Origin of the sequence: uncultured Roseovarius sp., from assembly GCF_963972555.1 — a bacterium.
In the GTDB taxonomy this organism is placed as follows: Bacteria; Pseudomonadota; Alphaproteobacteria; order Rhodobacterales; family Rhodobacteraceae; genus Roseovarius; species Roseovarius mucosus.
The window spans coordinates 114,593-135,815 of the sequence record NZ_CAXAUM010000003.1; the positions used below are offsets into that span (position 1 = coordinate 114,593).

The 21,223-nt window shown below is 62.5% G+C and carries 24 protein-coding genes; 13 read left to right on the forward strand and 11 right to left on the reverse strand.

Annotated elements, in window-relative coordinates; translation table 11 throughout:
• Positions 1–16: 16 nt before the first annotated feature.
• From AACZ65_RS03970 to flhA, 3 genes are read right to left on the reverse strand one after another with little or no spacing between them, the layout of a single operon-like run.
• Positions 17–745 (reverse strand): FliA/WhiG family RNA polymerase sigma factor, encoded by a 729-nt coding sequence (locus tag AACZ65_RS03970; protein WP_037273833.1) that lies wholly within the window; start codon positions 743–745, stop codon positions 17–19.
• On the reverse strand, positions 742–1,833 hold the full coding sequence (locus AACZ65_RS03975; protein WP_339668232.1) for a hypothetical protein: 1,092 nt from the start codon (positions 1,831–1,833) through the stop codon (positions 742–744). Before AACZ65_RS03975 ends, AACZ65_RS03970 begins: the two co-directional genes overlap by 4 nt.
• 11 nt (positions 1,834–1,844) lie before the next feature.
• Positions 1,845–3,995, reverse strand: a complete 2,151-nt coding sequence (flhA, locus tag AACZ65_RS03980; RefSeq protein ID WP_339668234.1) for a flagellar biosynthesis protein FlhA — start codon at positions 3,993–3,995, stop codon at positions 1,845–1,847.
• 217 nt (positions 3,996–4,212) lie between these two features.
• Between flhA and AACZ65_RS03985 the strand changes: the two genes are divergently transcribed.
• Genes AACZ65_RS03985 through AACZ65_RS04005 form a run of 5 tightly spaced genes read left to right on the forward strand, consistent with a single transcriptional unit; the run spans position 4,213 to position 7,230 of the window.
• Complete coding sequence (locus AACZ65_RS03985) at positions 4,213–4,686, forward strand: hypothetical protein (protein WP_339668235.1); 474 nt, start codon at positions 4,213–4,215, stop codon at positions 4,684–4,686.
• Between the two features lie 48 nt (positions 4,687–4,734).
• On the forward strand, positions 4,735–5,778 hold the full coding sequence (locus AACZ65_RS03990; protein WP_339668236.1) for a flagellar assembly protein T N-terminal domain-containing protein: 1,044 nt from the start codon (positions 4,735–4,737) through the stop codon (positions 5,776–5,778).
• A complete protein-coding gene (gene flgA / locus AACZ65_RS03995) occupies positions 5,775–6,473 on the forward strand; it encodes a flagellar basal body P-ring formation chaperone FlgA (protein WP_339668237.1) in 699 nt (232 codons plus the stop codon). Before AACZ65_RS03990 ends, flgA begins: the two co-directional genes overlap by 4 nt.
• A 60-nt stretch (positions 6,474–6,533) precedes the next feature.
• Complete coding sequence (flgM, locus tag AACZ65_RS04000; RefSeq protein ID WP_037273846.1) at positions 6,534–6,836, forward strand: flagellar biosynthesis anti-sigma factor FlgM; 303 nt, start codon at positions 6,534–6,536, stop codon at positions 6,834–6,836.
• A 13-nt stretch (positions 6,837–6,849) separates the two neighbouring features.
• Entirely contained in the window at positions 6,850–7,230 is a 381-nt protein-coding gene (locus AACZ65_RS04005) for a hypothetical protein (protein ID WP_037273849.1), read from the forward strand.
• A 64-nt stretch (positions 7,231–7,294) separates the two neighbouring features.
• On the opposite strand, the gene AACZ65_RS04010 is transcribed toward AACZ65_RS04005, so the two are convergent.
• The 5 genes from AACZ65_RS04010 to AACZ65_RS04030 form a co-directional block, all read right to left on the reverse strand.
• The gene (locus AACZ65_RS04010) at positions 7,295–7,591 is read right to left on the reverse strand and encodes a 4a-hydroxytetrahydrobiopterin dehydratase (protein ID WP_297540031.1); all 297 of its coding nucleotides are present in this window, start codon (positions 7,589–7,591) and stop codon (positions 7,295–7,297) included.
• Entirely contained in the window at positions 7,588–8,772 is a 1,185-nt protein-coding gene (locus tag AACZ65_RS04015; protein ID WP_339668239.1) for a GNAT family N-acetyltransferase, read from the reverse strand. The genes AACZ65_RS04010 and AACZ65_RS04015 overlap by 4 nt, the downstream gene beginning before the upstream one ends.
• Before the next feature lie 56 nt (positions 8,773–8,828).
• The gene (locus tag AACZ65_RS04020) at positions 8,829–9,596 is read right to left on the reverse strand and encodes a glycerophosphodiester phosphodiesterase family protein (RefSeq protein ID WP_339668241.1); all 768 of its coding nucleotides are present in this window, start codon (positions 9,594–9,596) and stop codon (positions 8,829–8,831) included.
• Positions 9,593–10,054 (reverse strand): RidA family protein, encoded by a 462-nt coding sequence (locus tag AACZ65_RS04025; RefSeq protein WP_037273858.1) that lies wholly within the window; start codon positions 10,052–10,054, stop codon positions 9,593–9,595. Before AACZ65_RS04025 ends, AACZ65_RS04020 begins: the two co-directional genes overlap by 4 nt.
• 150 nt (positions 10,055–10,204) lie before the next feature.
• The gene (locus tag AACZ65_RS04030; RefSeq protein WP_339668244.1) at positions 10,205–11,803 is read right to left on the reverse strand and encodes a phosphoenolpyruvate carboxykinase; all 1,599 of its coding nucleotides are present in this window, start codon (positions 11,801–11,803) and stop codon (positions 10,205–10,207) included.
• 370 nt (positions 11,804–12,173) lie between these two features.
• Between AACZ65_RS04030 and AACZ65_RS04035 the strand changes: the two genes are divergently transcribed.
• The 7 genes from AACZ65_RS04035 to AACZ65_RS04065 are packed head-to-tail and all read left to right on the forward strand — an operon-like array spanning position 12,174 to position 17,609.
• Positions 12,174–12,875 carry a response regulator transcription factor gene (locus tag AACZ65_RS04035; RefSeq protein WP_037273860.1) on the forward strand — a complete coding sequence of 234 codons (702 nt, stop codon included), beginning with the start codon at positions 12,174–12,176 and terminating at the stop codon, positions 12,873–12,875.
• The gene (locus AACZ65_RS04040; RefSeq protein WP_339668246.1) at positions 12,875–14,587 is read left to right on the forward strand and encodes a sensor histidine kinase; all 1,713 of its coding nucleotides are present in this window, start codon (positions 12,875–12,877) and stop codon (positions 14,585–14,587) included. Before AACZ65_RS04035 ends, AACZ65_RS04040 begins: the two co-directional genes overlap by 1 nt.
• Before the next feature lie 4 nt (positions 14,588–14,591).
• Entirely contained in the window at positions 14,592–15,032 is a 441-nt protein-coding gene (locus AACZ65_RS04045; RefSeq protein WP_037273865.1) for a serine kinase, read from the forward strand.
• A gap of 12 nt (positions 15,033–15,044) precedes the next feature.
• Positions 15,045–15,992, forward strand: coding sequence for an RNase adapter RapZ (gene rapZ, locus AACZ65_RS04050; protein WP_339668249.1), 948 nt, complete (start codon positions 15,045–15,047; stop codon positions 15,990–15,992).
• Positions 15,989–16,381: a PTS fructose transporter subunit IIA gene (locus tag AACZ65_RS04055; protein ID WP_339668251.1), complete on the forward strand. Its 393-nt coding sequence runs from the start codon at positions 15,989–15,991 to the stop codon at positions 16,379–16,381. Before rapZ ends, AACZ65_RS04055 begins: the two co-directional genes overlap by 4 nt.
• A 16-nt stretch (positions 16,382–16,397) precedes the next feature.
• A complete protein-coding gene (locus AACZ65_RS04060; protein WP_037273870.1) occupies positions 16,398–16,673 on the forward strand; it encodes an HPr family phosphocarrier protein in 276 nt (91 codons plus the stop codon).
• A gap of 48 nt (positions 16,674–16,721) precedes the next feature.
• Entirely contained in the window at positions 16,722–17,609 is an 888-nt protein-coding gene (locus AACZ65_RS04065) for a lysophospholipid acyltransferase family protein (protein ID WP_037273871.1), read from the forward strand.
• 3 nt (positions 17,610–17,612) lie between these two features.
• On the opposite strand, the gene AACZ65_RS04070 is transcribed toward AACZ65_RS04065, so the two are convergent.
• The gene (locus tag AACZ65_RS04070) at positions 17,613–18,488 is read right to left on the reverse strand and encodes a 3-hydroxybutyryl-CoA dehydrogenase (protein WP_339668253.1); all 876 of its coding nucleotides are present in this window, start codon (positions 18,486–18,488) and stop codon (positions 17,613–17,615) included.
• Between the two features lie 133 nt (positions 18,489–18,621).
• On the opposite strand from AACZ65_RS04070, the gene AACZ65_RS04075 reads away from it, so the two are divergent.
• Positions 18,622–19,482, forward strand: coding sequence for a DUF6473 family protein (locus AACZ65_RS04075; RefSeq protein ID WP_339668254.1), 861 nt, complete (start codon positions 18,622–18,624; stop codon positions 19,480–19,482).
• A gap of 48 nt (positions 19,483–19,530) precedes the next feature.
• Here the strand turns inward: AACZ65_RS04075 and AACZ65_RS04080 are convergent, their stop codons facing one another.
• Together AACZ65_RS04080 and AACZ65_RS04085 are read right to left on the reverse strand one after the other, a co-directional pair.
• Complete coding sequence (locus AACZ65_RS04080) at positions 19,531–20,457, reverse strand: FAD-binding protein (protein WP_339668255.1); 927 nt, start codon at positions 20,455–20,457, stop codon at positions 19,531–19,533.
• On the reverse strand, positions 20,457–21,215 hold the full coding sequence (locus AACZ65_RS04085; protein WP_339668256.1) for an electron transfer flavoprotein subunit beta/FixA family protein: 759 nt from the start codon (positions 21,213–21,215) through the stop codon (positions 20,457–20,459). Before AACZ65_RS04085 ends, AACZ65_RS04080 begins: the two co-directional genes overlap by 1 nt.
• Positions 21,216–21,223: the final 8 nt, after the last annotated feature.

Sequence of the window (21,223 nt, forward strand, 5' to 3'; positions counted from 1 at the left end):
CGCGTGCCTTGGCGGATCACTCCGCCGCGTCGTGATGCAGCCTTGCCTGCATCAAGTCGCGCAATTGTCCGATGGCCGCCTTCTTGATCTGTGACACACGCCCGGTCGTGACATCGAGGATGGCGGCGATTTCATAGACGTTGAGCTCTTCGACATAGTAGAGTTGCAGCACCAGCGCCGAGCGTTCGGGCAGGTCTTCCAGCGCGCTTTGCAGCAGCGCCTTGAGCTGGATATGTTCAACCTCATCCTCGGGGGTAGTGCCATGGTCGCTGAAAAGGAGCGAGTGGTCGGTATAAACCTCGTCGAGCGACTGAAGCTGATTGGTCTGAAAGCGATTTTCCCAATCTTGGAATTCTTCGGTCGTGAGGTCGAGCGATTTGGCCAGCTCCGGCACCTCGGGTTCGCGCCCCAGCTGTTGCGACAGCTTGCGGCGGGTGGCCTCGATTTTCTGGCGCATGGTGATAGAGTTGCGGCAGAGGTTCGAATTACGCCGCAGATGGTCGATGATCGAACCGCGAATGCGGATGGCTGCATAAGCTGCAAAGCTGACCCCGTCACAGACCGAATAGCGCTGTGAGGCGTCGATCAGCCCGAGGTAGCCCGCCTGCAACAAATCGTCGATCTCGATAAAACGGCCAACGCGACCATGAAAGTGCCAGGCGAGCCGTTGCACCAGTGGCATGTGCTGTTCGACCAGACGGGCCGGGTTGGGCTGTTGTTCGGCATAGGCTTGGGGGGCGATCATGACCGGGACTCCGCATCGGGGCCGTGGTGGCGAAAGAGCGTGGGCTGTGACGTGTCGGTTTGGTCATCGACGGTCGCGGCTTCGGTCGCGGTGTCGTCCTCGATGACGCGCAACCCGTCGACCAGCCGGTCGTTGGACGCACACCAGAGCGGCACGAGGCCCACAGACCGCAAGGCCGCCACATCTGTGGTCGCGTCCGGCATGTCCTCGCAGCCCGACAGGATCGCGGATATGGTCCGTCCTGCCCAACGGTGCTGAAGAGCGGCGATGCGCTCGGGGCGCAGACCACCGGGCACGACCAGCGCGGCGCGGGCCTCTGGCAGGCTCAGTGCGGCCTCGGCCAATGTCGCGCCGTCGTTGCCCCGCCCCGAAATCACGACGATCTGGACCGTGCCTGTCTGGGGCGCGGCGAGGGTGTCGGGTGTGTCAAACAGGGTTGTCATACCCAGCAGATGCGATTTCTGTGCCAAGACGGCGCCGTCACCGTGCGATCCGGTGCCACAAAAGCAGAATTCTACAGTGACGCCCGGTGTGCGGGTGAGGCGCATCAGGGCCAGTTGCAGGGCGATCTGCGATTTGCCCGCACCGACCGGCCCGACAAGGACGATCCGTGGCGTCGAGAGGAGACGGTCGCGCAGGATCAGAGGATCAGGCAGGCTCGGTGCCGGTGTTTCAGGCTCTGGCTGGGGCGTCTGGATGTCCGGAGCTTGGCCTTCGGTCGTCTCGGGGACAGGGGCTGTGGTCGGGGCGGTTGCCTTGACCTCGCCAAGTATTCGATCAAAGGGTTTTGGGGCCTGGGCATTCAGAAAGCTGGGCAAGCGCGACGCAGGCGCCGTCAACACGGGGGCAGGCGGCATGATCGGGTCAATCGGATCATTCACCACCACGTCAACGCGCTGAGACGAGGGCACCGCCCGCAGACGCGGCGCGGGATGCGCGATGCTTTCTGGGGCATCATCGCTGGCGACGATCACCACCTGCCCGTCGATCAGATCATTGGACAAGATCAGGGCGTCCGGCCCGAGGCGGCGTTGCACCTGTTCCAGCGCGGTTACGCTGTCGAGGGCGCGAAAGGTCATCGTGCTCATCGGTCACATCCTCAGTTGGACGGTTTGGGCGGGGTGGATCTGGCACCGCCGATAGAGGCCGCGATTTCGACGCGGCGGTTGTCGGGCAGTTCGGAGACCGCCATCACGATGGCATCGACGCCATGGGTGCGCAGGAAGGCAGCAAAGGCACGCCGTAGCGCGGCAGACACCACCACGACCGCCTGACGGCCCTGACCGGCCAGTGATTCCTGTGCCTCGTTCAATTGGCCAAGAATCTGGCGCGTCAGCCCCTGCTCGACGATCAGTCCAGCGGTGTCGTGCTGCGAGCGGGTCAGCAGGTCTTCGAGATCGGGGGCGAGCGTGATCAGATGCAGGCTTTCCTTGAGCGGTGCAATCTGTTGCAGGAGTTGCGGGGCGAGTGCCGGGCGCAGCGCCTCGGCCATGTCTTGCGGTTCACTGAGGCGCGCGGACATCCCGGGGAGATCCTCTAGAATGCGGGGCAGGTCGGCAATCGGCATGCGCTCACGCAAGAGCGCGCGCAAAACGGCAGTCAGCACATGCAGCGGCACCAGTTTCGGCACCACGGATTCCACCAGCGTCGGGGCGGATCGTTCGAGATTGTCCAAGAGCCCCTGCACGTCATCCGCGCCCAAGAGGTCGGCGGCATGGGCATAGAGCATCTGACTGAGATGGGTGGCGACCACAGAGGCGGGTTCGACCACGACGTAGTCATCGGCTTCGGCCTCGGTCTGTTGATGTGGCTGAATCCACACGGCATCCATGCCAAAGGACGGGTCCTTGACCTCGATGCCGCGCAGTTTGCGGGTGGTGCCGCCGCCTGGCAACGCCAGTTTGCGGTCAGGATAGGCCGCGTCCTCGGCCACGATGGCCTGACGGATGCGGATGCGGTAGCTGTTGGCGGGGAGGCCCATATCGTCGCGGATGCGCACGCCCGGAATGACAAAGCCCATCGCGGTCGAAACCTCGCGCCGGATGCCGGTGATACGCGAGACAAGCGCGCCGCCCGCGCTCTCTTCGATCAGAGGAATGAGGCCAAAGCCGATCTGGATGGTGATAGGTGCATAATCCGTGACGTCCTCGGCGGTGATGGCACCGCTGGAGTCGGCGCGTGCGCCCGGCTGGCTGGTACCTGCGCCGGTGGGGGCGGGCAGGGCGGCCCGACGCGGCGCTTGACCGGGGGCCGGGGCGTCGGCGGTTTCGCCGGGGGCAAGTTGTTTGCGGGTGGCCCATGCCACACCGCCTGCAGCCAGTGCCGCCACGATAAAGAGCAGGTTGGGCATGCCTGGAATGAGGCCCATGATGGCCATGACCGCCGCCACCGGCAGCCATGCCCGGTGCATGCCGATCTGGCTTCCGATATGGCCTGTCATGTCCTTGGTCGAGGCCACGCGCGTCACGATCACCGCCGTGGCGATCGAGAGCAGGAGCGAGGGGATCTGCGCCACTAGGCCATCGCCGATGGACAGTAGCACATAGGTTTCCGCCGCCTGTCCAAGAGAGAGCGCATGTTGCGAGGTGCCAATGACGATGCCGCCCAGAATATTGGCGGCCAAAATCAGGATGCCGGCTATGGCGTCGCCCTTGACGAATTTCGACGCACCATCCATGGCACCGTAGAAATCCGCCTCTTCGCCCACTTCGGCGCGGCGGGCGCGGGCCTGTTCGGGGGTGAGGATCCCTGCGTTGAGATCGGCGTCAATCGCCATCTGCTTGCCCGGCATGGCATCGAGCGTAAAGCGGGCCGAAACCTCGGACACACGACCGGCACCCTTGGTGATGACCATGAGGTTGATGATCACGAGGATGACAAAGACCACCAGACCCACAGCGAAATTGCCCGCGATCACGAAATTGCCAAAGGCTTCGATCACCTTGCCAGCGGCACCGCTGCCCTCGTGTCCCGAGGTCAGCACGATCCGGGTCGAGGCCACGTTGAGCGCGAGGCGGAACACGGTGGCAATCAGCAGGACCGACGGAAAGGACGAGAAATCAAGCGGCCGATAGCTGTAGAGCGCGACCATCAGCACCAGAAGCGACAAGAGGATGTTGAACACAAAGAAGATGTCGAGCAGCGCCAAGGGCAGCGGCAGCACCATCATCGCCACAACGGCGAGGATGCCCACAGGCAGCAGGCCAGCCCCGAGTTGCGGGCGGTAAGAGGCACGGCTCAGCGCGGCCATCGGGTATCCCTTGTGTTGCGTCGCATCGGGGGAATGGGTGCAAGTCGCGTGCCAATTTTGCGGGCTTGGCACGGAGGAAGGGAGAGGGCCTGAACTGGGTCGGGGCTGGCACGGGCCTTGCAGGTCTGGCGCTGAAAACCGCGCCTGTCCGGCCCCGTCAAAAGAGGTTCCCATGTTATCCAGATTACTTCGTCCCCTGCTTCTGCCCTTGGCATTGATGCCGCTAGGCGCGTGCATGTCGTCCGGTCGGGCGGTGGATGCCCTGCCGCCTGACGCCAGCCCCCGAACCGAGGCCGTGGCCCAGCTCCGGGATGATCTGTCGGGTCTTCCGGTGCCCGAAGCAGCAAGTGCCCCCGAGATCGTACAGTTCACGGGGCTTGGCCTGTCGCAGGTCTCGACCCAGCCGGGGAGTTCGCTGAATGAGCGTCGCCTGATGGCGATCCGTGCCGCGCGGCTCGAGGCGATTCGTGATCTGACCGAGCAAATCCACGGCATACGCATCAATTCCGAAAGCACGCTGCACGATCAGGTGCTGCGCAGTGACGCGGTGCGCGCGGTCGTGGCGGGTGAAATCCGGGGCGCGCGCACACTGCGGATCACGCCCATGGGCAACGATTCCTTTGAGGTCGTGTTGGCGCTCGATCCCGATACGGTCCGCTACATCCTGCGCGCCGTGCGTCAGCGGGGCTAGGCCATGTGGGGGCATGTGTTCAGACCGCAATTCTGGTTTATGGTCCTCTTGAGCGGCCTTATTTGTGCCGCGGCCGGGGCCAAGGAGGCAACGCTCTGGGTTGAGGCCGAGGGGCGGGCCTATGTCGCCTCTCCGGCCGATCAGGACGCCGCGCGCCGCCGTGCGATCGGCGAGGCGCTGGTATCTGCGGCATTGTCGGGTGGAGCGACCCTGCGTGGGCATACCGTGATGGACAAGGGGCGTATCACCGCCGATCTGACCATCCTGCGTCCCACGGGGCGTATTCTGACCCACCGTATCCTGTCCGCCCAGTTGCAGGACGGGCAATGGCTAGTGCGGGTGGCTGCCGAAGTTGGCCCGATGCCGGTGGGGGCCTGTGCGTCGCGCCGGCGCATGACGGTCAGTGCCACGCCGCCGCAAATCCGCGTGGCACCCGAGGCCTCGGCTTGGGCCGTACCCTTGGCACAGGGGTTGGCGCGTGATTTGATGGAGGTGCTGCGCACCCATCCCGACACCGATCTTGAACGCATTGCGCCGGTGGCCAACGCGCCTGTTGCGGCAGCGCTGGATTACACCGCGCTGACCCGCGGGCAGTCGCTGCCCGCGCCGGGCGATCACCGCATGAGCCAGCGCATCACTGTGGACCGGCAAGGCAAGGTGCTGCGTCTGGCGCTCGACCTGTCCTTGACTGGTCAGGATGGCAGTACCCTTTCCCGTCGCTTTCAGCGCGAGGCCGTGGTGCCGCGTGGAGGGGTTGTCGGATACGTCGCAGGCCAGAGCCGCAGCCGCGCCGAGGCCGACTTGACTGCGGGCCTTTTGCAGGAGGTACGCGCCATGCTGGATGGGCTGGCCTGTCAGCCTGCCGAGGCGCGTCTGGTCCTCGCTTCAGACGGTCTAAGCGTGCCCTTGGGGCGGCGGCATGGGTTGACGCGGGCAAGCCTTGCCTTTGTCGATGATCCCAATGACGGCTTTGGCCTTTTGGAAGTGATCACGCTCGACAATCGCCATACCACGCTCCGCCCGCTTGATCCCACGCGCACCCCGGCCAGTTTCAATGGGTTGCGTGTCTATTTCGTCGAGGCAGGGCTGTGATCCGGGGCGGTATTGCCGTGCTTTTGGCTTGCCTCGTGCCGCATCACGCGGCGGCGCTCGATGGACAGGCGGTACAGGCGCGGATCGTGCAGGTGCTGGCCGACGCCGGGCAGGGCGGCGCACCTGTCGTTGCGGCCAACCGCCCCTATCCGCCCTGCGCGGAACTTCTCGACGTCACCCCGCATCAGGGCGGTTGGCAGGCAGTACAAGTGAGCTGCGCCGGGCCGGGCGGCTGGAGCCGGGTGATCCGCATCGAAGGCGGCACCGCCGCGCCGCGCCTGCCGGGCGCGCCCGGGGATCAGCCGCAACGCCCGGCACTGGTGCTGGCCGAGAGCCTGCCGCGTGGCACCATTCTTGAGGCCGCACATCTGCGCGAAGCACCGATTGGCACGCGGACAAGTGGCGATCTGATCGTTTCCCTGGAGACCGCCATTGGTCGCCGTCTCAAGAGCAACCTTGGGGCCGGTCAGCCGCTCTTGGCGCGGCACCTCGACCATGACTGGCAAGTCACGGACGGCGGGCCGGTAACGATTGTTACTATTTTGGGCGGAATCCGGATCGAGGCGGCGGGCGTCGCGCTTGAACCCGGTCAATTGGGGCAGGATATCCGCGTAACCAACGCGGGAAGCGGCGAAGTGGTGCACGTCACGGTGACGGGCCGCAACAAAGTGATGGTGCGTCCTAACATTCGGTGAACACCTGCCGTTTTTCACTCCAAGAACAGCGTCCCAATGACGCCTCACCGGAGAGATCAGATGGTCGATTCAGTCAATTCTTCCCACGCCGCGCGACCGCGGCTCATGCCGGTGTCGACCGAAGGCGCGCCGGGCGGTGCCGCTGGTGCCAAGGCTCACAAGCCGGTCAGCGCGGTGGATTCCGTGAAACTCAGCTCCTCGGCTTCGGTCGGGGTGATCGACAAGATGGTCGAACAGGGCCCGCCCTTTGACGCAGAGCGCGTCTCGCGGATCAAGGAGGCTGTCGCGAACGGCAACTATCCTGTGGATGCCAAGCGCATCGCAGATAGCATTTTTCAAGACTACAGCGCGATGACGCGCTGAGACGAGGCAGAGCATGACCTACTTTGAAATTACCCTCTACGCGCTTGCGGTGCTTTGCATGATCACGCTGCCGCTGCTGGTGGCGGTCTCTGTTCGTATTGCAAAGACCTTGGCGCATCTGAGCGGTCAGATGTTGCGGCTGAGTGATGCGGAGATTGATCAGATCGCGCGCCGTCTGGGGCACAAGTTGGGCCTGAGCGACGAGGCCTCGCTGATGAGCATCGCTGACCGCATGGATGAAATGCGCCGCGACTTCGATTGGCTGGTCAGTGATCGGATGATCGAACAGGCGATCGACATGGCCCGCTTTGGACAAAAGCCCGACAGTATCGCCCGCAACACCGGCATCAGCGCGTCGGAACTGGAGGCGATCCGCAAGCTGCGCAAGCACTGACGCGGTGCATATACTCAAGATGAAACGCCCCGGCCCAATCGCCGGGGCGTTTTCGTATCCGCGATCAGCCCGCCAACCCGTCGAACTTGCGCGCGAGTTTCACGTCAAGACTGCTCAGGCCGTCGACGTCATGCGTGGTCAGCGTGACTTCGACCTTGGAATAGACGTTGAACCATTCCGGGTGATGGTTCCATTTTTCTGCCCAGATTGCGGCGCGGGTCATGAACCCCATGGCCTCGGGAAAATCGGCGAATTTATAGGTCTTGGTGATGGCGTCGCGCCCCTCGACCATGGTCCAGCCGTTCTCCAGCAGCGGGGCCAGTGTGGTTTTGCGGGCGGTGTCGCTGAGTTTCTCGCTCATTCGTGTTCCTCTTCTGATGTCTTGCGAAACGGCCCATAGCTGGTGAGAATTTCGATATCCTCGTCAACGGCGGCGCGTTCGGCCTTGAGATACTGCGCCACCGCCTCGGCAAAGCCTGGATCGCGCAGCCAATGTAGCGAATGGGTCGGCACCGGCAGATAGCCACGCGCCAGCTTGTGTTCGCCCTGCGCGCCAGCCTCTACCCTTTGCAGCCCCGCTTCAATCGCAAACTCGATCGCCCTGTAATAGCAGAGTTCGAAATGGAGGTAGGGGTGATCCTCGATACAGCCCCAATACCGGCCATAAAGCGCCGATGCGCCGATCAGGTTCATGGCCCCCGCCACGGGCCGCCCCCCCCGCAGCGCGAGGATGAGCAGGATGTCATCGCGCAGGGTGTCATGCGCGCGGTTGAAAAACGCGCGGGTCAGATAGGGTGTGCCCCATTTGCGCGCGCCGGTGTCCTGATAAAAGGTCCAGACCGCATCCCAGTGTTCAGGCTGTATCTGATCCCCGGTGAGGGTGACGATCTCGCCGCCGAAATCCGCTGCGCGGGCGCGTTCCTTGCGGATCGCCTTGCGTTTGCGTGACGACAGGTCGGCCAGAAAGCCATCGAAATCGGCATAGCCGCGATTGACCCAGTGATACTGCTGGGTGCGCCGGGGCATGAGGCCAAGGGTGGCCCCCGCCTCTGCCTCTTCCCCGGTGCAGAAGGTGATATGCAGCGACGAGAGCCCATTGCGCTGCGCGACATCGCGCGCGCCCTCGACCAGCGCCGCCCGGCCCACCGCCTCGAACCCCGGACGGGTCAGCAGGCGACGCCCCGTGGCCGGGGTAAAGGGAACGGCAATCTGGAATTTCGGATAATAGCGCCCGCCCGCCCGCTCATAGGCATGTGCCCAGTTGTGATCAAAGATGTATTCGCCCTGAGAATGGGATTTGAGGTAGAGCGGGGCCACGGCGATGATCTGGCCCTCCTGTTCGGCGCTCAGGTAATGAGCTTGCCAGCCGCTGCCCGCGCCGACCGAACGGCTGTCCTCCAGCGCCTCGAGAAAACGGTAGGTGGTGAAGGGATCTTCGGGGCGGCCCGTGGTGGCCTCGGGGCAGGCGCAGGCATCCCAATCGGCCTGCCCAATGTCGGACAGGCGGTCATGCAGGGTGATTGTGATTTGACCTTGCGTCATTGGCGCTGACGGCCCCTTTTGCCCCGGCGGTTTACTTGGGTCACGCGGCGCGCGGATCAAGCCGGGTGATCGGGTAAATAGCCCTCGAAGGTGATATTGTCGGCGCGTTTGCGGGCCCCGGCCTCGGACTCTGGGCTGCGCACGGTCCAGCAGAGGATTGCGGCCCCCAAGGCGCGCAGGGTGTCGAGGCGCGGGGCGTTCAGATCGTCGATGTCATGGCTGACAAAGCTCGCCCCTGTCGCGTCATAATCGGGAATGTCGCGCAGGCGCGCGCGGGTTTCAGCGCGCAAGAGCGGCCAATCCTCGGCCGAATAGGCGCAGGTGACGATGCCGCGCGGGGTCTCCGGGGCGAGCTTGGCCATCTGCGCCACCATGTCCGGGTTGAAGGACATGACCGCCACGGGGCCTGCATATCCTGCAAGGGCTGCGGCGGTGGCGGCCTCGAGCGTGCCACAGCTTGCGCCCATCTGCCCCTGCTGATCCTTGAGTTCGATCAAGAGCGGCACGCGGCCCGCCACAAGGCTGAGGATCTGTGGTAGGTCGGGTATCCCCTCATCCCCGCCCAAGAGCGGGATTTGCGCGAGGTGCGCCGCATCGCGTTGTCGCACGGGGCCTTTTTCCGCCGTGAGACGACCAAGATCGTAGTCGTGAAACACCATCGCCTGATTGTCACGGCTCAGTTGCAGGTCAATCTCGATCCCGTAGCCCGCAGCAATCGCCGCCGCGATGCCCGCGCGCGAATTCTCGGGGCGGCCTGCGGTCAGGTCATGCAGGCCCCGATGGGCAAGGGGGATACGGCGGAAACCGTCGGGCAGCGCGCTCATTTGATTTGGAATACCCCGTCGATTTCCACCGCCACGCCAAAGGGCAGAGAGGGGGCGGATACCGCGGCGCGGGCGTGTTTGCCGGCGTCGCCCAAGGCCTCGCCGATAAAATCCGACGCGCCATTGATCACGGCGGGTTGCTGAGTGAAATCTGCGGTGGAGTTGACGAACCCGGTCAGTTTCACCACCCGAACCAGCCGGTCAAGATCACCACCACAAGCGGCCTTCACCTGCGCCAAAAGGGCAATCGCACAGGCGCGGGCGGCCTTGGCCCCATCGGCCACATCCAGATCAGCGCCCAGTTTGCCGGTTAAGAGCGTGTCGCCCTCCTTGGCGATCTGGCCCGAGACAAAGAGCATGTCACCGGCCTGCACATAGGGCACGTAATTGGCCGCAGGGGCCGGAGCCTCGGGTAGGGTGACGCCCATTTCGGCAAGTTTTTTCTCGAACTGGCTCATGTCTCGGTCTCCTGTCTGGATGCTTTGGCGGGACGCTAACCGCAGAGCCGAGGGAAGGAAATCGGAAATTCGACAGGACGTGCGCGAATTGCGCCCAAAGAAAAACCCCCGCCGGTCACGGCGAGGGTCTGGATCTGTTTGGCTGTGGACTTAGCCCAGCGAGGCAGCGCGTACATCCTCGTCGATGAAAGGTACAAATTGTGCGAAATTATCTGCGAACATTTGCACCAATTGGGCCGCTTGCGCATCATAGGCGGCGGGATCGGGCCAGGTGCGGCGCGGGTCCAGCAGAACCTCGGCGACACCGGGCACCGCCACAGGCACCTCAAAGCCGAAATTTGGGTCCTTGCGGAACTCGACCCCGTTGAGCGAGCCGTCAAGCGCCGCGGTCAAGAGCGCGCGCGTGGCCTTGATCGGCATCCGCGATCCGGTCCCAAAGGCGCCGCCAGTCCAGCCGGTATTGACCAACCAGCAGGTTGCGCCGTGTTTGGCGATCTTTTCCCGCAAAAGATTGCCGTAAACTTCGGGGCGGCGCGGCATGAAGGGGGCACCGAAACAGGTCGAAAACACTGGCTGCGGTTCTGTCACGCCACGTTCCGTCCCTGCCATCTTGGAGGTGAAGCCCGACAGGAAATGATACATCGCCTGCGCTGGGGTCAGCCGCGAAATCGGCGGCAGCACGCCAAAGGCATCGCAGGTCAGCATGATGACATTCTTGGGATGCCCGCCAAGGGCGGTCTCGGATGCGTTCGAGATGTAATGCAGCGGGTAGGCGCAGCGCATGTTGGGCGTCAGGCTGTCATCCTCGAAATCCAACTCGAGCGTTTCGGGGTCGAACACCATGTTTTCGATGATGGTCCCGAACATGCCGCAGGTGGCATAGATTTCCGGCTCGGCCTCGGCGCTCAGATTGACGGTCTTGGCATAGCAGCCCCCCTCGAAATTGAAGGTGCCGCGGTCCGACCAGCCATGTTCGTCATCGCCCAAGAGCGTGCGGTCAGGATCTGCCGACAGCGTGGTCTTGCCGGTGCCTGAGAGGCCAAAGAAGATGGCGGTATCAACCGGATTGCCCTGCGCGTGGTTGGCCGAGCAATGCATCGGCATGATGCCTTTTTCCGGCAAGAGGTAGTTCAGAAGCGAGAAAACCGATTTCTTGTTTTCACCTGCGTATTCGGTATTGCCCACGAGGATCAGCTTGCGGTCGAAATTCATTGCGATCACCGTCTCTGAGCGGCAGCCGTGACGCGCAGGGTCCGCCTTGAAGCCGGGGCAATTGATGACGGTGAAATCGGCGGTGAAACTGTCGAGCGCCGCGCGCTCGGGACGGCGGAGCATGGTGCGGTTGAAGAGGCTGTGCCACGCCAGTTCCGAAATCATCCGCATGTTGATGGAATGTGCGGGGTCAGCACCACCAATCAGATCCTGAACGAAAACATCGCGTCCCTTGAGATAGGTCAGCATGTCGGCATAGAGCGCCTCGAACCCTTCTGGCGACATTGCGGCGTTGTTTTCCCACCAGATCGTATCAGCGACGCTGTCGGTCTTGACGATATGTTTATCCTTGGGCGATCGGCCGGTGAATTTGCCCGTTGTCACGAGCAGCGTGCCGCCCTGGCCAAGCGTGCCCTCGCCATTTTTGAGCGCCGCTTCGATCAGCGCTGGTTCGATGAGGTTGTAATGGACATTCCCCAGCCCCGTGATGCCTTGATCCTCAAGCTGGAAATGCGGGTTCACCCGTCCGATTGTCATATTATCAAGCTCCTGTTCGCCAGATCCGCGCCGGTGTCGTCGGATCGTTCAGGGCGCCGCCGCAGCGGCGTCGGTCGGGCAACATGCCCGGCTGGGCCGCTCTTAGCACGCAGCCTTTGAAAAATAACAGGGCAGATTCATATGGTTAGCGCAACCAGCCGCAGGTTAGCGCAACCACGTGCATGTTGGCGCAAACATTGCACCCTCTGAGCGTGTAAAGTGAGTCAATTTAGCCATTCTCAAGAAATTTCTGCGTCAATCGACCATGGCGACCCGACTGATTCGCAGATTTGAATTGATCAAACGACTGGAAACAGAGCATAGTGGCACAAAAAATGCAGGCAGACCGAGCAGTAAAAGGAATAGAACTATGTCCAAAATCGCCCTCGTGGACGATGACAGGAATATTCTGACATCCGTATCCATGACACTCGAAGCCGAAGGCTTTGAGGTTGAAACCTATAATGATGGCCAACAGGCCTTTGACGCCTTCAGCAAGAAATTGCCCGACATGGCCGTGCTCGACATCAAGATGCCGCGCATGGATGGAATGGATCTCTTGCAACGCCTGCGCCAGAAATCGCAGATGCCCGTGATCTTCCTCACCTCCAAGGATGATGAGATCGACGAGGTGCTGGGTCTGCGCATGGGCGCCGATGACTATGTGAAAAAGCCGTTCTCGCAGCGCTTGCTGGTGGAACGTATCCGCGCCCTTCTGCGGCGTCAGGATGCCGCCAACGGGCATGTCGTGGTCGAGACCGAAGAAACCAAGGTGATCGAACGCGGCAATCTGCTGATGGATCCGCTGCGCCATTCGGTCAGCTGGAAAGGGCAGGACGTGTCGCTGACCGTGACCGAATTCCTGCTGCTTCAAGCGCTGGCCAAGCGGCCCGGCTTCGTCAAGAGCCGCGATCAGCTGATGGATGTGGCCTATGACGATCAGGTCTATGTCGACGACCGCACCATCGACAGCCACATCAAGCGGTTGCGCAAGAAGCTGCGCATGGTCGATCCCGAGTTTTCGGCGATTGAGACGCTGTATGGTATCGGGTATCGGTATAACGAAGAATAATGGCTCTGGTCGAGCGGATAGGGGTGCGGAGCGTGCAGCCGCGTAAGGATAACGACCTTGTCCTTGGCGATGATTTTGTCGCACCGGATCGTCTGGACGAAGGAGAACTGAATGCCCGCCGCGCCAAGCGCGGCTGGTTCAGCTTTCGTGACTCCTCGCTCACGCGCAAGATCATCACCTTCAACCTGATTGCCCTCAACGTGCTGGTTGTGGGCATTCTCTATCTCAACTCGTCGCGCGACAATCTGGCGATGCAGCGTGCCAATAGCCTGCTGGTGCAAACTGCCCTGATTGCTGATGTGGTTGAGGCGCGGCTACCAATCGGTGCGCCGGTCAGTTTTGCCACCGGCGACGGTGTGGATATGGTCAGTACGCTAGAGAATCTGGATATTCAGACCGGAGCCGAGGTGTTTCTGTTTGACCGCACCGGGATGCTGGTGGGGCGCAAGCAGGGCAACTCGATTGGACATGACCGCACCGCGTCCTTGCCCGCAACGCCGATGACGGACTTTCTCAGCCGGGTGTGGGAACAGATTTCCAGCCCGTTTTCCGACGTGGATCAGGTCGCCGCCAGTCGCGGAGTCGAGGATGTGGCGCGCGACATGGTCGATCTGGCGGTCGGTGGGGGCGTAGAAATGCGCACTGCCGAGACCGCGCAAGGTGTCGTGCTGACCGTAGCTGCGCCGGTGCTGCAGGGCGACACGCCCGTCGCGGTGGTCGCGTTGGCCAATGCCAGCGGCGAGATTGATAAATTGGCCCGGGTCGAGCGTGAGCGCGTGCTCCAGATGTTCCTGATTGCCACGCTGGTCTCTGTTGGCCTCAGCCTTATCCTTGCCTCGACCATTTCCAACCCGCTGGCCGATCTTGCAGCGGCGGCGGAAATCGGGCGGGACCGCAACAAGGGCAAGGGGGCCAAGGGGCGTATCCGCATCCCCGACCTGACCGCGCGCCCCGACGAAATCGGGCGCCTGAGCGGCGCGTTGCGCGGCATGGTATCGGCCCTCTATCACCGGATCGACAGCAACGAACAATTCGCCGCCGATGTGGCACATGAGATCAAGAACCCGCTGGCCAGCCTGCGTTCGGCGGTGGGCACCATGCGCATCGCCAAGCGCGAGGATCAGCGTGAGCGGTTGTTGGAGGTGATCGAACATGATGTGCGCCGTCTGGACCGTTTGGTGAGCGACATTTCCAACGCTTCGCGGCTCGACAGTGAACTGGTCAAGGAAGAACAAGAGGCGTTCGATCTGCTCAAGATGTTGCAGAACCTCGGGACTTATCTGGGCGAAGAGGCACAGAAGAACGGGATCGAGTTCATCATGGATTTCCCGCCGCAGCCGATTGTCATCACCGGGCTGGAGGGGCGGCTGGCGCAGGTCTTTGTCAATCTCATCACCAATGCGATCAGTTTCTGCGAAGAGGGCGACGCAATCCGCGTCTGGGCCCGGCGCCGCGCCAACCGCGTGCTGGTGGTGGTCGAGGATACCGGACCGGGCATTCCCGAACAGGCGCTGGAAAAAGTGTTCCAACGCTTTTATTCCGAGCGGCCCGAGGGGGATTTCGGCAATAACTCCGGACTTGGCCTTGCCATCTCCAAGCAAATCGTCGAGGCGCATGATGGCGTGATCTGGGCCGAGAACATCCGCCCTACCCATGCCGATGCCACCTCTGATCCGCTGGGCGCGCGCTTTGTCGTGGGCTTGCCGGTCTAAGCCGGTGACAACAGGCACGCAATCCTCCGGCCACGTCATCCTGCACGCCACCTGCGTGGCCCATTCCGGGCGGGCAGTGCTGATCCGCGGGGCGTCGGGGCGCGGCAAGTCCGGCCTTGCCCTCCAACTTCTGGCGCTTGGCGCGGGTTTGGTTTCCGATGACCGCACCCGTGTATGGGTTGCGGAGGGGTGCATCATGGCGGATGCGCCGGAAACCATCCGGGGAAAAATCGAGGCGCGCGGCATGGGGATCCTGAAAATACCCTCTTCCGGGCCGCAGCCGCTTGCCCTGATCGTTGATCTGGATGCCGAGACGACGGAGCGCATGCCGTCGCTGACCCATGCCGATCTATTGGGGCAGAGCGTGCCGCTTGTAAAAAAAGCGGATCATGCGCATTTTCCGGCGGCGGTCCTGCTATATCTCATCCATGGGACGCTGATCTGAAGGAGTCACGCCATGCCGCCCGAGCCTGATGCCCGCCCAAGAGCCGGGGAGGCGCGCAATCGCCTTGTTCTGGTGACGGGCCCCTCGGGTGCTGGGCGCAGTACCGCAATTCGCGCGCTTGAGGATATGGGTTACGAGGCGATCGACAATATGCCTCTCTCGCTCTTGCCACGCCTATTGGAGGGGCCACAATCCGACAAGCCTCTGGCGCTTGGCATTGACGCGCGCAACCGGGATTTCTCGACCAACGCGCTTGCGGGGATGATCGACCAAAGCGATTGGCACCCCGGCCAGCCGCTTCAGGTGCTCTATCTCGATTGTCGCGCCGAAATCCTGCAACGTCGGTTCTCGGAAACCCGCAGGCGGCATCCGCTGGCTCCGGACGAGAGTGCAGAGACTGGAATCGCGCGCGAATTCGATCTGCTCGCGGCCGTGCGCGCGCGCGCTGACCTGTTGATCGACACCTCCGACATGACGCCGCATGACCTTCGCGCCGAACTGGGCCGCTGGTTCGGTCCCGGCGAGGCTGAAAGCCTTGCGGTCTCGGTGCATTCGTTTTCCTACAAGCGCGGCTTGCCCCGCGGCCTCGATATGGTGTTTGACTGTAGATTCCTGCGCAATCCCTATTGGCAGCCGGAGTTGCGTCGCTTGGACGGACGTGCGCCCGAGGTCGCGACGCATATCGCGGGTGATCCGCTCTTCGCGGAATTTCGCCGCCGGGTGACAGAGATGGTCGAACTCCTGCTTCCGGCCTATGAGACCGAAGGCAAGGCTTATCTCTCGATCGGCTTTGGCTGCACCGGTGGGCAACATCGCAGCGTGGCCATGGCAGAAACTTTGGGTGCGACCCTTGCGAAAGACGGCTGGCAAGTGTCAATAAGGCATCGGGAGCTGGAGCGGCGCAGTGGGACAGTGGCCCCCGGCCACACCCACGACGTCTTAGGAGTGACGCAGTCTTGATCGGGATCGTGATCGTGGCGCATGGCGGGCTGGCCAATGAGTATCTCAGGGCGGTCGAGCATGTGGTAGGCGCCCAGAGCGGCGTGATGGCGATTTCCATCGAGAGCGACGATGATCGCGCCGCAAAGCAGGACGAGATCTGTGCCGCCGCCGATGCGGTCGATACCGGCGGAGGGGTCGTGCTCGTGACCGATATCTTTGGAGGATCGCCCTCGAACCTGTCGCTGCGTGCCTGCCGCCCCAATGACCGGCGTATTCTCTATGGGGCCAACCTACCGATGCTGATCAAGCTCGCCAAGAGCCGGCACATGGCGCTGCCCGACGCGGTGCGCGCGGCGCTCGAGGCAGGGCGCAAATATATCGACAGCCATAATGTTTCGGAAGAGTGAGGAGGCGAGGGTGAGCATGGACAAGGTGACGCGCCGCATGGAGATCGTCAACGAAAAGGGGCTGCATGCCCGGGCCGCCGCAAAGTTGGTTGAGGTGGTCGAGGGTTTTGATGCCCGCGCCGAGGTGTCGTGCAATGGGCAATCTGCCTCTGGTGACAGCATCATGGGGCTTTTGATGTTGGCAGCGGCCAAAGGAACCACTATTGACGTCGAAATCGTCGGGCCGGACGCAACCCCTCTGGCCGAGGCGGTTGCGGCACTGGTTGCGGACAGATTTGGCGAGAGCATGTAGGCGCGCAGGATCAGGCAGTCGCGACATGAGCGGGACAGGAACAAAGCAGTGAACACCAAGGCGCAGCCAGAGTCCGGCACAGAGACGGGCGATACGGTTCTCTTCACCAAATACGACCGCCGCAGCCTGACTTATGCCAACAGTTTCGACAATGGTCTCACATCGTTCATCATCCGCCTGATGGAGTGGATGACCGGTAAGATCACAATCCTGCGCATGATCCGCAAGTTCGAGAAGCGTGGCGCACCGACGGGTCAGGCGTTTTGGCGCGCGGCCTTGGATACTATGGGTATTCCGCTTCTGACCCCGGATGACGAGGTGGCGCATATCCCGTTGGACGGGCCGGTGGTGGTTGTGGCCAACCATCCGCATGGTCTGGTGGATGGGATGATCCTGGCCGATTTGATCGGGCGGCGGCGCAGTGACTACAAGATCCTCACACGGGCGCTCTTGACCGGGATCGATGAGGTGGCGGCCTCTTATATGATCTCTGTCCCTTTCCCACATGAACCCGATGCTCAGCGCAAATCGGTCGAAATGCGCGCCAAGGCGATGGCGCATCTCAAGGAGGGCGGGGTGATCAGCGTGTTCCCCTCAGGCGTCGTGGCCTCGAGCGATACGATGTTCGGGCCGGTGATCGAGCGGGAATGGAACGTTTTTACAGCGCAGATGATCCGGCGGTCGGGCGCGCGTGTCGTGCCAATCTATTTCCCCGGCGCCAATTCACGCTGGTATCAGATGGCCAACCGGATTTCGGCCACGTTGCGGCAGGGGCTTTTGCTGCATGAGGTGGTCAACAGTTGCAACCACCCGCAAAAGCCGGTGGTGGGCGCGCCGATCAGCGACGAACGTATGGCGATGCTCGAAAGCGATCCGCGCGGTTTCATGGAATGGCTGCGCGCGCATACGCTCTCGTTGGGCGAGACCAGCAAATAACGCTCAACGCGTCGGCACGGCCACTTCACCGCGATAGTCATAGAACCCGCGCCCGGTCTTGCGGCCAAGCCAACCCGCTTCGACATATTTCGTCAAGAGCGGGCAGGGGCGATATTTTGTATCTGCCAGCCCATCGTGCAGCACGTTCATGATCGCCAGACAGGTATCCAGCCCGATGAAATCCGCCAGTTCCAGCGGTCCCATCGGATGATTTGCCCCCAGCTTCAGGGATTCGTCGATGGATTTGACGTTTCCGACCCCCTCATACAGCGTATAGACCGCCTCGTTGATCATCGGCATCAGGATGCGGTTGACGATGAAGGCCGGGAAGTCCTCGGCTGAGGCGGCGGTCTTACCCAGCTTTTCGACCACGGCGAGACAGGCGTTATAGGTGTCCTTGTCGGTGGCGATGCCTCGGATCAATTCGACCAGTTGCATCACAGGCACGGGGTTCATGAAATGAAACCCCATGAACTTCTCGGGCCGGTCGGTGCGGCTGGCCAATCGCGTGATCGAAATCGACGAGGTGTTCGAGGTCAGGATCGTATGCGGTTCCAGATGCGGCAAGAGTTCGTCGAAGATTGCCTGCTTCACCGCCTCGCGCTCGGTCGCGGCCTCGATCACCAGGTCGGTCTTGCCCAGTTCGGTGAGGGTCTGCGTGGTGACAATCCGGGCAAGTGCGGCCGCCATCTCGTCTTGCGCGATTTTCCCTCGGCTGACCTGACGTTCCATATTCTTGCGAATCGCCGCCATGGCACGTTCTAGCGCTTCGGCGCTGATGTCGTTCAGCAGCACGTCATAGCCCGCGATGGCCATGACATGGGCGATCCCATTGCCCATCTGGCCCGCGCCAACCACACCGATTCTCGTGATCTCCATCCGCCCGATCCCTGTCCGATTGCTGCAGCAGCATAGGCCGCGGCGGGCGCAAGCCGCAAGGGCATGAGACAGGTAAAATAATCTGAGAATTGGTCGTTTAGCGATTTAGCAAGAGGAATCGTCCACCCTTTCAATGGGTGAGTGGATCAAGGTGGGTGACATGGGATTTGAGCGCGTGGGGCACAGGCCCCTCGATTATCGGCCTGTAACTTATGACGGGTCAAAACTGGTGTTTCGCGGGCCGCAGCGTCGGTTGACGGGCGATTTCGTGGCCTGTCTTGGCGGCACGGAAACCTATGGCACCTTCATCGACCGGCCCTATCCCGATCTGATGGAGCGGTCTTTGGCGCTTCCTTGTGTTAATTTCGGCTGGCCCAATGCCGGTGTCGATGCCTTTCTCAAGGATGAGGGGCTGCTGGACATAGTATCGCGCGCACGCGCCGTCGTGTTGCAGGTGCCCGGGGCAATGAACCTCAGCAATCCGTACTACCGCGTGCATCCGCGCCGCAATGACCGCTTTCTTGAGGCGACACAGCGCTTGCGGCGTCTTTATCCCGAGGTTGATTTTACGGAATTCCACTTCACGCGCCATATGATGCGGCGCTTGGAGGATGTTTCGCCAGACCGATTTGCCGTGCTGCGTGAGGGCCTGCAAGAGGCCTGGGTAACGGCCATGCAGACGCTGCTCGAGCGCATTGCCGCGCCGGTCGTGCTGATGTGGTTCTCGCGGCATCTGCCGGGTCTTGGGCATGAGGCGGCGGGTATTGCGGATGATCCGGCCTATGTCAGCCGCGCCATGCTGCGCGCGGTGGGCGCACGCGCGGCGCGGGTGGTCGAGGTGGTGATCAGCCCAGAGGCTTGCGCACAGGGCACGCGCGGTATGCGCTTTGACCCGATGCAAGAGGCCGTCGCTGCCGATCTGCCCGGATTGCTCGCCCATTCCGAGGCAGCGCGGGCGCTGTCGCCTGTTCTGGAAAACCTCTTGGCCAATTAAAAAACCCGCGTCGGTTAGGACGCGGGTTTGTTTTGGTTCTGCTTGACCTCAGAGTTTCTCGGTCAGTTCCGGCAGGGCGGTGAAAAGGTCCGCCACGAGGCCATAATCGGCCACCTGGAAAATCGGCGCTTCTTCGTCTTTGTTGATGGCGACGATGATCTTGCTGTCTTTCATGCCCGCAAGATGCTGGATCGCACCCGAAATGCCCACCGCGACATAGAGGTTGGGGGCCACGACCTTGCCGGTCTGGCCGACCTGCCAGTCGTTCGGCGCATAGCCCGAGTCGACCGCGGCGCGGCTTGCGCCCACAGCGGCGCCCAACTTGTCCGCGAGTTTCTCGATCAACGCGAAATCGTCCTTGGACCCGACACCGCGCCCGCCCGAGACGACGACACCTGCCGATGTCAGTTCGGGGCGGTCGCTTGCTGCCACCTTGTCCTCGATCCATTCCGACAGGCCGGGGTTGGCCACTGCCGAAATGGTCTCGACCGGCGCTGCCGCCTGTTCGCCTGCCGCGTCAAAGGTCGAGGTGCGGAACGAGATGACCTTTTTCGCATCGCGCGATTTTACGGTCTGGATCGCGTTGCCGGCATAGATCGGGCGCTCGAACGTATCGGCGTCCACGACGCCCGAGGCGTCGGAGATCACCATCACATCCAACAGCGCCGCGACGCGCGGCAGCACGTTCTTGGCATCCGTGGTGGCGGGGGCCACGATATGGCTATAGTCGCCCGCGAGGCTGACAATCAGCGCAGCGGTGGGTTCGGCCAAGCGGTGCCCAAGCGAGGCATCCTCGGCGACCAGCACCTTTTTCACCCCGGCGATTTTCGCCGCATCGGCACCCGCTGCCGCCGCAGAGGCACCGCAGCAAAGAACGGTCACATCGCCCAGTTTGGCGGCTGCCGTCACCGCCTTGGCGGTGGCGTCCAGCGCGAGTTCCCCATCGGTGACTTCGGCGAGAAGAAGAACGGACATCATACGGCTCCCACTTCCTTGAGTTTCGCAACCAGCTCGTCCACCGAGCCGAGGATCACACCGGCCGCGCGGCTTGCGGGCTCGGATGTGCCTGTGATTTCCAGCCGGGGCGTGACATCGACGCCGTAATCGGCGGCGGTCTTCTCATCCAGCGGCTTTTTCTTGGCCTTCATGATATTGGGCAGCGACGCATAGCGCGGCTCGTTGAGGCGCAGGTCCACCGTGACGATGGTGGGCGTCTTGACCTTGATGGTCTGCAAGCCGCCATCCACCTCGCGGGTGACGAGCGCGTGGTCGCCCTCGACGTCGAGTTTGGAGGCAAAGGTTGCCTGCGACCAGCCCAGAAGTGCCGAGAGCATCTGGCCCGTCGCATTCATGTCATTGTCGATCGCCTGCTTGCCGCAGAGCACGAGGCCGGGCTGCTCTTCTTCGACGATCTTGGCGAGGATCTTGGCGACGCTAAGCGGCTCGACGTCCTGATGCACGTCATCGGCGGCAATCACGAGGATGGCGCGGTCCGCGCCCATCGCCAACGCCGTGCGCAAGGTCTCCTGCGCCTGTTTCACGCCAATGGACACCGCGATCACTTCGCTCGCCTTGCCCGCCTCCTTGAGGCGAATCGCCTCTTCGACGGCAATCTCGTCAAACGGGTTCATCGACATCTTCACATTCGCAAGATCGACCCCGCTCCCGTCCGCCTTGACACGAACCTTCACGTTATAGTCGATCACACGTTTGACAGGTACGAGCACCTTCATTGGCATGG